The following is an 11,720-nucleotide window of genomic DNA, read 5'->3' as shown; positions in this document are numbered from 1 at the left end:
TACAAACATATTTCAAATAAAGAGTTGCGCGCATGAGCTATGAATTCAATCCGGAAAGCCAGTTATTTGAGTTTCCCAATCCCTATAAGGTAGAAAATCTTGCCAGCATGATTTCTGGCGGATTGCTGATTTTGGCTGGCACCTGGGTCATGTTTGATATACGTGGGCGCTTGGCGTCTGCGCCAGATTTGCCGGTCTTTGCAGTACTGGGGATCGCCATCATCCTGCTGTTGTTCGGGATATTATTATTGGCACGTGCGTTTTCGCAGCTGCGCTATTTCTTTGGACGTAATCGCCCTGAAAGTCTGGCACCGCTGCTGCCTGCGGACAAAGACGGGGATTCAGAATATGCCCGTCACTACAAAGAAAACCTCAGGCAGAATGCGATTTCACTTAAAGAGCCAAACGGGCCCTTGAATGGCTTGTTGTATTCCTGGGTGCCGCAATTGATATTTGCGCCCATTGTCATCCAGTATTCTGCGCAGACACAGTTTTATAATTTTCTGTCTTTGACTGCGACATTGATCAGCTTTTTATTTTGCTGGCTAGTGTTTGGTCAAGGTGCGGCTAATGCCTGGATAGGGCTGGTGTATGGTGCATTTGTGTTTTTTCAGATCATGCGCCCGATGGTTGCTCGCACCGCCACCACGACTGGTGCGATCAAGGAAACCGCCAATGTGGGTATCAGCAGTCTTATCATCCTGATTGTACTGGCGGTACTCGGGCCTGTCGTACTGGGCTTGTTGGCATCTCATTTGCCGCCGGTTGATAACCTGTCGGTAAATGGCGTGGTCTTGCTCACCATGTTTTGTGCATTGGCTGCTTGCGCGGTTTTTGGTCTGGCATTGAAAAATCAGTTGCTAGCCACTCCTCAGGTCATTGGTGCGGCGCGTGTGGTAGAAACGGTAACCATGAATGCCCATCCAAATAAATTATTGGAAGAGCTCGACAGGATATTGATGGAGAAATGGTTTAGTCGCACGCCTAACCGTAAATATTCGCGTCGTTCACCCATTATCGAAGGTCCGCAAGGGCAGTTCACAGCTGAAATTTTTGAAGAAACCCAGCCGTGCCCGCAAGTGGGCAAGGTGGCAGAAAGTCTTCAACATGCGCTTGCCACCAAAGAATTTTTCTGGCTGACGTGCTTGACTGGTCTGGCCTTCGTTTTAATTGCCAGCGGCACTCTGATGGCTGTATGGCTGACGCGCGCCATTCTGGCCAGCGAGACGGTATGGACCAACTTCACCCTGACTTGCAGTTTTTTTGGCGTGGGCATGTACTGTTACCGTGCTGCGCATGTACTCTGGGGACGTTTTGATTTCGTCTCGAAACTGATCTGGGTTGACATACAGGGCAGTTTTGAATCCGCCAGTGTCCAGTTGGGCAATCAAATCTCTGGCAATCTGCAAACCAGTAAAAAGGTCATCAACATAGAATCCATGACCTTGCGTGTATGGGTGTCAGAAATCGATACTGTTATTTTTGGCCGCGACTCGCTTCGTCAAATGACTGGAATGCGCGGTTTGCCAGCGTATGCCGATGAACTGGCGCAGAGTCTGAAATGCTTTGCCGAACAAAATTCCATGGTGGTGGCACCGACCTCGGCTAAAGACTTGGAACGTGCAGAAAAAGTTGGCATGATGAATCAGATGATTGCTGATCCTGCTGCTAACACTGCTAAGGCTTCTGCCTTGGCGTCGGGAAAGCAGCAGTTGCCAGACCATAGCGAGAAAGAGAAAAGGCAATACGCCGCAGCGATGAATAAGGTCAAGACCATGCAGGCATGCCGGGCCTGTGGTGCTTCGGTGGATGTGGATGCCAGCTTTTGCGGGGAATGTGGCAATCGTGTAGCTACGGCCTGAATTATCTAGGCCGTATGCCTTATCTTAAATTGGTTAAGTGATAATGCTTTTCGGGCTGGCTCGTTATCCATGCCTGTTGTTCGGGCATTTCACCTGCTTTTTTTAGCATTCGCCCCTTCCTTGCTGAGAGGAGGGGGGTATTTCCTCCCTTATTCAACGCATCTTGCGCTTCTGCCATAGCCAATAATTACACCTGTACATTTGCGTAATCAAAGCAACACTTGCTTTGTGGAAATAACAGGAGTCGGCAATGGCCGAAGATAGCGATCTCGAAAGAACCGAACCGGCCTCGCCCAAGCGCCTTGAACAGGCGCGGGAAGAGGGCGATGTTCCACGTTCGAGAGAGTTGTCTACCTGCACCATCTTGCTGGCAGCAGGTGGTGCATTATGGGGCATGGGTGACGGCCTGGTGCGTCACCTTAATCATGCACTGATCTCCGGCTTGTCGCTGGAGCGGGCGATTATCTATGATCATGAACTTCTGTTTGCGAAAATAGCAGCCAGCCTGATGGATGTACTGCTGGCCTTCGCACCTGCTGCGGGACTTTTGGTGATAGTGGCGCTGGGTTCGCCTTTGCTGATTGGCGGCTGGTTGTTCAGCGCCAAGGCATTAACGCCAAATTTTTCTCGTATGAATCCGATTTCTGGTCTTGGTAATATGATTTCCGCCCGTGCAGGTGTGGAATTGGTCAAGGCCATCATCAAGACAATTTTGGTTGGTTCTGTTGCCTGGATCGTCATCATGGGCCAAAAAAATGCCATCTTTGCCCTGCCACTAGAGGCGCTGAAGTCTGGCCCTGCCCACGTCGGCCATATGATGGGCGTGTGTTTTTTGGCGATTGTGGGTTCGCTGGCTTTGATTGCTGCCATTGATGCACCTTATCAGATGTGGGAGTACGCACAAAAGCTGAAAATGACCCACCAGGAAGTAGTGCAGGAATCTAAGGAAGCCAACGGTAATCCGCAAATCAAGGCAAAAATCCGGGCACAGCAGCGTGAAATGGCGCGCCGTCGCATGATGACTGAAATTCCTACAGCAGATGTGGTCATCACTAACCCGACCCACTTTGCCGTCGCCCTGAAATACACAGAAGGCGGCAGTGGTGCTCCTAAAGTGGTCGCCAAAGGAGCAGATGCGGTGGCTGCCAGGATTCGTGAACTGGCGAAAGAACATAAGGTGCCATTGCTGGAAGCGCCCCCACTGGCCCGTGCCCTTTACACACATACCGACCTTGGTGATGAAATACCTGAAACCTTGTATGCCGCAGTGGCAGAAGTGCTGGCCTATGTTTACCAGTTGCGCAGCTATACCAAGGTTGGCGGCAATAGACCTGAAGAGCCAAATGATTTGCATGTACCACCAGAACTTGATCCGAATAACCAAGCAGGAGCCCAAGCATGAATAGTTTCACCTTGCCTGCCTGGATGAATGGCATCAATACCCGGGCACTGGCTGCACCTTTACTCATCATCATGATGCTGGCGATGATGATTTTGCCTCTGCCTGCATTTATTCTGGACGTGTTATTCAGCTTCAATATCGCGATTGCGATCATCGTTTTGCTGACCAGTTTGTACACGGTCAGGCCTTTGGATTTCATGGTGTTTCCTACCGTGCTGCTGGTCAGTACCATGTTGCGCCTGTCACTGAATGTGGCATCCACCCGCATAGTGCTGACTGAAGGCCATACTGGTCCAGACGCAGCAGGCAAGGTGATTGAAGCCTTTGGTCACTTTTTGATCGGCGGTAACTACACCGTTGGTATCGTGGTGTTCGTTATTTTGACCATCATCAACTTTACTGTCGTCACCAAAGGCGCTGGCCGTATCGCCGAGGTGGGTGCGCGTTTTGCACTGGATGCGATGCCTGGCAAACAAATGGCGATCGATGCCGATTTGAATGCCGGTTTGATCGCCGAGCAAGAGGCCCGCCGCCGCCGTACCGAAGTTGCACAAGAAGCTGAATTTTACGGCGCCATGGACGGTGCTAGTAAATATGTGCGCGGCGATGCGATCGCCGGCATCATGGTCACCATCATCAACATTGTGGGTGGCTTGATCGTGGGCATGGTGCAGCATGACCTGGATTTTTCTACCGCATTGAAAAACTATACCTTGCTGGCGATTGGTGATGGCCTGGTGGCACAAATTCCCTCGCTGATTATTTCTACTGCGGCTGGTATCGTGGTGTCGCGCGTGGCAAATGATGAAGACATCAGTGATCAGTTGATCGGCCAATTGTTTGCCAAACCCCAGGTCATGATCATCACTGGTGGCATCATCGGTGGCATGGGCGTGATACCCGGCATGCCTCATCTCGCTTTCCTCTTGCTGGCGGCAGTGCTTTGTGGTGGCGGTTACCTTCTCAATAAACGGTCGGAAGTTGCGCCTGTTGCCGGAGATGAGCGAGTGGATACACCGACCGCAGCGCCACAGGAAATGGAAGAAGCAACCTGGCAGGATATTTTGCCTGTCGATACCCTGGGCCTGGAAGTTGGCTACCGCCTTATCCCGCTGGTGGATAAAAACCAAGGTGGTGAACTCTTGCGCCGCATTAAAGGGATACGCAAGAAATTCGCCCAGGAAGTTGGTTTTTTATCTCCGCCAGTGCATATTCGCGACAATCTTGAACTCAAACCTTCGGCATACAGAATTACCCTGAAGGGGGTAGAAGTCGGTGCTGGCGAGGCTTTGAGCGGTCAATACCTGGCGATTAATCCAGGTATGGTGACTGGCAATTTACCTGGTGCAATGACTACTGACCCTGCCTTTGGTTTGCCTGCCGTCTGGATTGATGCAGCCATTCGCGAGCAGGCACAGGCCATGGGTTATACCGTGGTTGATTCAGGCACTGTTATTGCCACCCATTTGAATCATCTGATCACCAGCCATGCTGCTGAATTGCTGGGTCGCCAGGAAGTGCAATTGCTGATGGATCACCTGGCAAAAGACATGCCAAAAATGGTGGAAGAGCTGGTGCCAAAATCCATGCCGCTGTCTACTCTACAAAAAGTCTTGCAAAACCTGTTGATGGAAGGCGTGCATATCCGCGATATGCGCACCATCATTGAGACCTTGTCCGAACAAGCCATGCATACTCAGGACGCCAATGAATTGACTGCGCAGGTCAGGATTGCCCTGGGCCGTGCCATCGTTCAGCAGATTTTCCCAACCGGGAATGAGATGACAGTCATGACACTGGATAATCGTCTTGAGCGCCTCTTGATGCAAGCGCTACAAACCAGTGGCGCGGATGGTTCAGGCATAGAGCCAGGCCTGGCTGACACGCTGGCAAGCCAGACTCAGGCTGCCGCTGAACATCAGGAACAGATGGGCTTGACACCAGTGTTGCTGGTGCCTGCGCCATTGCGCGCCTTGCTGTCGCGTTTCCTGCGCCGCAATTTGCCACAGTTAAAAGTATTGTCACACGCAGAAGTACCTGAAACAAAAACAATTAGAGTCACTAGCTTGGTCGGAGGTCAATCATGAACGTCAGAAAATTTACCGCGAATAGTTCTCGCGAAGCTTTGCGCATGTTGCGCGATGCTTTGGGCGCGGATGCCGTAATCCTGTCGAATCGGAATGTGGGTGGCAAGGTGGAGATTCTGGCAATGGCAGATGAAGCCATTAGCGCTATCGCACCGGATGCCGGTGAGCAGGCTGCGGTACCTGAAGTGCCACGCTTTGCGCCACGTTTTCAAGCAGAAGAAGCGGTCGCTCTGCACCGGCCCCTAAGTAGAGCGCCAGAGCGTAGCGTCGATGTGCCTGCATTCAAGCCACAAAAAACTGCCAGCAGTTTTACCAGTCAGCTGGAAGCGCCAGTCAGTGCTAATGAGTTGAATGACGTGATGTCAGAAATTCGCTCCATGCGCAGCATGCTGGAATCTCAACTGGCAGAAATATCCTGGACGCAGACACAAAAACGCCAGCCGCAAAAGGCAGAAATCCTGCGCGAATTGCTGGCTACCGGTTTTAGTGCCAGCCTGGCGCGCTATCTGGTAGAGAAACTGCCGGAAACAGGCAAGGTAGAGGACGGGCTGGAATGGATCAAAAATATTCTGGTTCGCAATTTGTCCACGATCGATAATGAAAATGAAATGCTGGAAAAGGGTGGGGTGTATGCCTTGGTTGGCCCAACAGGCGTAGGCAAGACTACCACTACTGCCAAGCTGGCTGCCCGGTGTGTCATGCGTCATGGTCCATCCAAGCTGGCCCTCATCACGACTGATGGTTATCGTATCGGTGGCTTTGAGCAATTGCGCATCTACGGAAAAATCCTCGGTGTGATGGTGCATGCCGTCAAGGATGAAGCCGATTTGCGCATCGCCTTGTCCGAGCTCAAGAACAAGCATACGGTATTGATCGATACTGTCGGTGTCAGCCAACGCGACAAGATGGTGACCGAGCAGGTAGCAATGTTGTCTGGAACAGACACTCCAGTAAAGCGTTTGCTATGCCTGAATGCGACGTCGACGGGTGAAACCCTGAGTGAAGTAGTGCGCGCTTATCAGGGTAATGGCCTGGCGGGTTGCATATTTACCAAACTCGATGAGGCTGCGACGATAGGGGGAGCGCTCGATATTGCGATCCGTCAAAAGCTCATGGTGTATTACGTCGCCAGCGGTCAGCGTGTGCCTGAAGACCTGCATATTGCCAATAAATTGTATTTGATCGACCGTGCTTTCAAGCTCAAGCGTGAGACTGCGGCTTTTCGCTATCTCGACGAGGAATTGCCACTGCTGATGGCTGGTGCAGTCTCTTCTTCAGCATCCGCCGCCAGAGCATCTGGCCGTGCTGGCAAGGAGGTGTTCCTTGGCTAGTTTTGATCAGGCAGAAGGCCTGCGGCGCATGCTGGCGGGGCCAAAACCAAGGGTGTTCACCTTTTTGTCGGCTTTGAGAGAGGATGAAAAGAGTGGCATGTTAGTCAATCTCGGCGTGTCGCTGGCGCGCCAGGGCAACCAGGTCCTGATGGTCGATGCCCGCGCCTCGGAAAACAGCGTAGGTGCATGGTTGAATGCCAGGCATGATCAGACCTTATTGGATGTAGCGAGACAACAGCGTACAATGAAGGAAGCTGTTAAATTGGTGGCTGCAGGCTTGTCGGTGACGATGCTGGCCAGGCATGCCTGGTTACCGCCCGAAAGTGCGCGCCAGCTGTCGAGAGTTTTTGACACAGTGGCCAATAGTTCGGACCTGGTGATCGTTGATAGTGATATTAACCTGGACGATGCCTTCCCATTGGCGACGCTGGATGACAGCGAACTGGTGATACAGGTATCTGCTGATCCTGACATGATCAAGGCAGCATATGGACTGATCAAGCGGGTCAGCAACCGGATAGGCCGGCGCGGTTATGGTATTTTGGTGTCCGGTGCATCAGAAAAAGAGGCGAGATTGATTTATACAAATATGGCGCAGGCGGCCAGCCGTTATCTGGCAGTGCCATTGCACTATGTCGGCAATGTGCCGGAAGACGAGCATGTCAGAAAGGCGGCGCATTTGGGACGTTCTGTGATTGATGCTTTTCCTAGAGCTTTGGCATCATTGGCGTTTTCCAGGCTGGCCGAGCAATTGGCGATGACTGCGCGTTCCACATTATGTGTAGAAGGAGTCCCTGAGCTGGGTGTCGGTCTTGGAATGTAATCAAAATGTACACCGCTAGCGGAAAATCAGATAAAAACTTCCTGTTAAGGGAGCATGCTCCACTGGTCAAGCGTCTGGCTTACCAGTTGAAGGCGCGCCTGCCTCCCAGTGTGGAGGTGGATGATCTTGTGCAGGCCGGTATGATAGGCCTGCTGGATGCCGTTAACCGCTATGAAGATACTCATGGCGCACAATTTGAAACCTATGCGGTGCAACGCATACGGGGTGCCATGCTGGATGAATTGCGCAGTAGTGACTGGTTGCCGCGCGGCGTGCGCCAGAACATGCGCAAGATAGAAAATGCCATGAATGTGCTGCAGCAAAAACTGGGGCGGCCACCACTGGAAACTGAGGTCGCCAAGTCACTCAAGCTCAGTCTGGAAGAATATCAGGACTTGCTGACTGACAGTGGCGGGCATCAGCTTGTGTATTACGAAGACTTTCACGACTCGGATACTAAAGAACATTTTCTCGACCATTATTGCTCAGACTTGTCTGGCGATCCTTTGCAGGATTTGCTCAATGATGATTTTCGCGATGCCGTCATTGGTGCGATCGACAGCTTGCCAGAGCGAGAGAAGCTGCTAATGGGTTTGTACTACGAGCAGGAATTGAATTTGAAAGAAATTGGTGCCGTGATGGGGGTGTCGGAATCGCGGATTTCACAATTGCATAGTCAGGCAGTCGCCAGGCTCAGGGCATACTTAAGGGAGAAAGCGTGGACTGGGCTAGCATAGTCGGATTGATACTGGTGGTATTTGGCATCATCTCCGGGCAATTGCTGGAAGGTGGTCGTTTGTCTTCGCTGGTGCAACCAGCCGCATTTGTCATCGTTGTGGTTGGCACACTCGGTGCGGTCTTGCTGCAAAGCAGGTTGAGTACCTTCAAGCGTGGCGTGCGGATGCTGCGCTGGGTAATATCTGAACCGCCGGACAGTAGCAAGAAAAATGTTGCTGATGCGCTGATCTGGAGTGTCGTTGCCAGACGCGAAGGTTTCCTCAGTTTGGAACGCTATATGAATGCCTCCAATGATCCGTTCATCAGCAAGGGACTGCGCCTGGTGATTGATGGCATAGACCCGATACGCCTCAAAGACATACTGGATGTCGATATTTCCCTGTATGAGATGGAGCAGCGCCAGGCTGCCAAAATCTGGGAAGCCGCAGGTGGTTACTCGCCTACCATAGGTATTTTGGGTGCAGTGCTGGGCTTGATCCACGTCATGGAAAATCTCAGTGATCCATCCAAGTTGGGCGGTGGTATAGCAGTCGCTTTTGTTGCCACCATTTATGGTGTTGGCATGGCTAACTTGTTGTTTCTGCCTGTCAGTAATAAACTGAAGGAAATCATAGGCCGTGAAGTCACTCGCCGCGAAATGCTGTCAGACATTTTTTATAGTATCGCCCTGGGTGATAGCCCGCGAGTAGTGGAAGAAAGACTGACCAATCACCGAACTTAACAGAAATATTCAAGGGCGCACTTTCGTTTATGGCAAGGAAAAAATACCACGAAGAACCAGACAACCATGAAAGATGGCTGGTTTCCTACGCGGATTTTATTACCTTGCTGTTCGCCTTCTTTGTCGTCATGTATGCGATATCCTCACTGAACGAGGGTAAGTACCGGGTCTTGTCAAATTCATTGACGGGCGCTTTTGGCAAGGTCATGACGGTTAATCCCAAGCCGGTAGATGCGCAAACCGAGCATTTGGTCAAACTTGATCCTCTTCCTTTGGTCAAGAACCGTGTTAGCGAGGGTTTGCGCAAAGAGCGGGCGCAAATGACCACCATGGCCAAAGATATTCTGACGGTATTGGAACCTCTGGTACGTGAGGGCAAGGTGCGCGTCACCCAGACCAGTCGGGGCATCACCATAGAAATCAATGCAAGCCTCTTGTTTGCACCAGGTGATGCACGCCTGAACGTTGATTCCATACAGGCACTCAAGGCGATTGCCAGCGTCCTCAAGCTGGACACCCATGCAATACAGGTGGAAGGCCATACCGATAACCTGCCTATCAAAAATTCCATTTTCCCTTCAAATTGGGAATTGTCTGCCGTACGGGCCAGCACTGTGGCGCGCCTGCTCACAGAGAATGGAGTAGATGAAAACCGGGTAACTGCGGTAGGGCAAGGGGCCAAATTGCCCGTAAGCGAGAATGAAACGCCCGAGGGAAGGGCCAGAAATCGGCGCGTATCGGTGACTATTTTGTCAGTATTGCCTGAGCCTGTAGTGGAAGTGCCAATTGCACCAGTATCCACGGCAACTTCATTGCCATCAACTGCTGGCAGGCCGGCAGCCGCATCCTTGTCTGAGGCAGCACCAGCCCCTTAAGTTTTGGTCGCGGCGGGGAAACAATAAATGGAAGTTACTAAAGCTGATGCCTTGGCTGCCTTAAGTGGCGACATAGCCTTTGCCTGGCGTGGTCTTGACGGTGGACTGACCATTTGGACCGTACATGGACCCAGCCTGATTGGTATTTTGCTGCAGCAGGTTCAAAGTTGCCTGGTTCACTGACAAGCGACGATTGATGAGCGTGCCATTGGTGCGGTTGTCTTCTTTGGCTTGCAAAGTTAATTGCAACAGCGCATCCCAGTCCCTGCTAACGTCTGCAGTATCGCCAGCTTGCTGCAAATAGGCTTGCATGCCGTCAATATCAGCATTAAAGCCTAGTTCATCCAAAAAGCGATTTCGTTTTTTTTCAAGTTCATTCATTTTGACAACAAGCTGTCCCTTGCTCTGGGTAAGGTCATTGAGCTGGACTACATCGCTCTCTATCAATGCGGATTGCTCTTGTTTGAGCAATTCGGCAAGTGAAGACATGATGCTGACTTCCTCCTGCAGGCATTGTTGAATGGCAGTGTGTCCGGAACTTCTTGTGTTCATGTTAGCGTTTTCTGGCGTTGAGCAAATCTTTGACTGTTTCCAGAAGCCCATCAGCTACTTTTTCCGAGTTCACCTGAAAGCGCCCTTCGGAAATGGCCAACTTGATTGCCTCCACCTTCTTTGTCTCAAACACAGCACTGCCAGCTTGCGTATTCTGCAACGCCTGCAATTGTGTGGACAGAGTCGAAATTTGTACTTTCGACGAATTCGTATTCGCAACCGGAGCCGCATTGTCAGCGGGTTTTTCCGTGCGAGCCTGTTGCGGGCCGACTGGTAGCCCCGCGGTCTTGTTCAGTGCGTCATCAATTTTCACAGCGATACCCTCTAGTGTGGGACTTACAAACATCTACATCCAGTTTATCGGCTGTGTAATTTTAAACTTTAATCTTACTGTTAAAAAATATTGCGTTCACTTAATTCTACCCAGTGAAATATTGCCATTAGTAAACTATTTCTATGATGCCGCCATTCTTGGCAACGCCACTAATGGTTTGTCCCGAGCTGGTTTTGGCCTTGGCAATTTGACCATCTGCTGCATTATTGAGTGCTATAGCATCTGTTGCTACCTGGAAACCAGGCCCATTGCTGACTACCCGCACAGATTGGCCTTGCTGCACCACGGCGGGACTTTTCAAGGCATCCATACGCATGACACTGCCAGATGTCAGGGACACCTGCATGCTTTTGCCTATGGCTTGCTCAGGTGTAGTGATGACGCCGGCGGGCAGCTTGGAAATATCACCTCTTTGCTTGCTTAAGTCACTCAGCGCAATCACTTGCCCATGAGTCAGCGCGTTGGCCGCGACATAATAGTCTGCTGTGACTTGCACATTTGCCTGCAAATAGACCAGCCAGGGAGCAGGGGCTGTGCAGCGTATCGCCAGGGTGACTTTGCCCCAGGGTTTGCTACCAGGCAAGAGATATGGATTGGGGTTATCACAAGCTTGCAAATTGAGGCGTTTATCAACTTCGCCTACGGTTACCTGTATTTCACTGCTCAGACCGGATGCCTGCAATGTCAAAAAGTCCAGTGCAATCTGACGTAGCTGTGCTGTGTCTTGAATCTGAGCAGGCGCGGCTTGGCTCAGGCACGCCATTCCCAGTAGCGCCAGTGCCAAGACCTGTTTGCTGACGATTCTGCTTAATCTCTTCGCGGCTTTCATCATGTTTCCTGCATGGATTGTTCTGAACTTCATTTTAGGAGTCGCAGATTTTTTTGAAAGCACGAACAAACAGGTTTTTCCCTCTCTGCTCGCATGATTAAACTTGTGCCGTGACGAATAAGATGCAAGGTATAGAAAACCCTTGTGCGCCTTGAGTGCAAAAGCC

11 protein-coding genes are annotated in these 11,720 nt (G+C 51.2%); 8 read left to right on the top strand and 3 right to left on the bottom strand.

All coding sequences use genetic code 11. The features are described from left to right. The first annotated feature begins 32 nt into the window (after window positions 1–32). The 8 genes from H8L47_RS20520 to motD all read left to right on the top strand — a co-directional run bounded on the left by H8L47_RS20520 (window position 33) and on the right by motD (window position 9,839). Window positions 33–1,862, top strand: coding sequence for a zinc ribbon domain-containing protein (locus H8L47_RS20520; RefSeq protein ID WP_186955468.1), 1,830 nt, complete (start codon window positions 33–35; stop codon window positions 1,860–1,862). A gap of 250 nt (window positions 1,863–2,112) precedes the next feature. Then, complete coding sequence (gene flhB / locus H8L47_RS20515; RefSeq protein ID WP_186955467.1) at window positions 2,113–3,264, top strand: flagellar biosynthesis protein FlhB; 1,152 nt, start codon at window positions 2,113–2,115, stop codon at window positions 3,262–3,264. Then, a complete protein-coding gene (flhA, locus tag H8L47_RS20510) occupies window positions 3,261–5,351 on the top strand; it encodes a flagellar biosynthesis protein FlhA (protein WP_186955466.1) in 2,091 nt (696 codons plus the stop codon). The genes flhB and flhA overlap by 4 nt, the downstream gene beginning before the upstream one ends. Next, a complete protein-coding gene (gene flhF, locus H8L47_RS20505; RefSeq protein ID WP_186955465.1) occupies window positions 5,348–6,682 on the top strand; it encodes a flagellar biosynthesis protein FlhF in 1,335 nt (444 codons plus the stop codon). Before flhA ends, flhF begins: the two co-directional genes overlap by 4 nt. Beyond that, a complete protein-coding gene (locus H8L47_RS20500) occupies window positions 6,675–7,505 on the top strand; it encodes a MinD/ParA family ATP-binding protein (protein WP_230413841.1) in 831 nt (276 codons plus the stop codon). The genes flhF and H8L47_RS20500 overlap by 8 nt, the downstream gene beginning before the upstream one ends. Before the next feature lie 5 nt (window positions 7,506–7,510). Then, window positions 7,511–8,242 carry an RNA polymerase sigma factor FliA gene (locus H8L47_RS20495; protein WP_186955464.1) on the top strand — a complete coding sequence of 244 codons (732 nt, stop codon included), beginning with the start codon at window positions 7,511–7,513 and terminating at the stop codon, window positions 8,240–8,242. Further along, window positions 8,224–8,964: a flagellar motor protein gene (locus H8L47_RS20490; protein WP_186955463.1), complete on the top strand. Its 741-nt coding sequence runs from the start codon at window positions 8,224–8,226 to the stop codon at window positions 8,962–8,964. Before H8L47_RS20495 ends, H8L47_RS20490 begins: the two co-directional genes overlap by 19 nt. A 29-nt stretch (window positions 8,965–8,993) precedes the next feature. Continuing rightward, on the top strand, window positions 8,994–9,839 hold the full coding sequence (motD, locus tag H8L47_RS20485; RefSeq protein WP_186955462.1) for a flagellar motor protein MotD: 846 nt from the start codon (window positions 8,994–8,996) through the stop codon (window positions 9,837–9,839). A 60-nt stretch (window positions 9,840–9,899) separates the two neighbouring features. Here motD and H8L47_RS20480 read toward each other — a convergent pair whose 3' ends face one another. From H8L47_RS20480 to flgA, 3 genes are all read right to left on the bottom strand, one after another. Continuing rightward, the gene (locus H8L47_RS20480) at window positions 9,900–10,391 is read right to left on the bottom strand and encodes a flagella synthesis protein FlgN (protein WP_186955461.1); all 492 of its coding nucleotides are present in this window, start codon (window positions 10,389–10,391) and stop codon (window positions 9,900–9,902) included. Between the two features lies 1 nt (window position 10,392). Continuing rightward, complete coding sequence (gene flgM, locus H8L47_RS20475; protein WP_186955460.1) at window positions 10,393–10,704, bottom strand: flagellar biosynthesis anti-sigma factor FlgM; 312 nt, start codon at window positions 10,702–10,704, stop codon at window positions 10,393–10,395. Window positions 10,705–10,831: 127 nt separating this feature from the next. Further along, entirely contained in the window at window positions 10,832–11,554 is a 723-nt protein-coding gene (gene flgA, locus H8L47_RS20470; RefSeq protein ID WP_186955459.1) for a flagellar basal body P-ring formation chaperone FlgA, read from the bottom strand. Window positions 11,555–11,720: the final 166 nt, after the last annotated feature.

Source organism: Undibacterium umbellatum, from assembly GCF_014284125.1.
GTDB lineage: Bacteria > Pseudomonadota > Gammaproteobacteria > Burkholderiales > Burkholderiaceae_D > Undibacterium > Undibacterium umbellatum.
The sequence above is the reverse complement of the archived record's forward strand: the minus strand, read 5'-3'. Positions and strand labels throughout refer to the sequence as shown.

What these genes read in the sequence shown, in the direction of transcription:
- motD (WP_186955462.1), top strand. Translation starts at nt 8,994, where the DNA reads ATGGCAAGGAAAAAATACCACGAAGAACCAGACAACCATGAAAGATGG.
- H8L47_RS20480 (WP_186955461.1), bottom strand. Translation starts at nt 10,391, where the DNA reads ATGAACACAAGAAGTTCCGGACACACTGCCATTCAACAATGCCTGCAG.
- flhA (WP_186955466.1), top strand. Translation starts at nt 3,261, where the DNA reads ATGAATAGTTTCACCTTGCCTGCCTGGATGAATGGCATCAATACCCGG.
- flhF (WP_186955465.1), top strand. Translation starts at nt 5,348, where the DNA reads ATGAACGTCAGAAAATTTACCGCGAATAGTTCTCGCGAAGCTTTGCGC.
- flgA (WP_186955459.1), bottom strand. Translation starts at nt 11,554, where the DNA reads ATGAAAGCCGCGAAGAGATTAAGCAGAATCGTCAGCAAACAGGTCTTG.
- H8L47_RS20520 (WP_186955468.1), top strand. Translation starts at nt 33, where the DNA reads ATGAGCTATGAATTCAATCCGGAAAGCCAGTTATTTGAGTTTCCCAAT.
- H8L47_RS20495 (WP_186955464.1), top strand. Translation starts at nt 7,511, where the DNA reads ATGTACACCGCTAGCGGAAAATCAGATAAAAACTTCCTGTTAAGGGAG.
- flhB (WP_186955467.1), top strand. Translation starts at nt 2,113, where the DNA reads ATGGCCGAAGATAGCGATCTCGAAAGAACCGAACCGGCCTCGCCCAAG.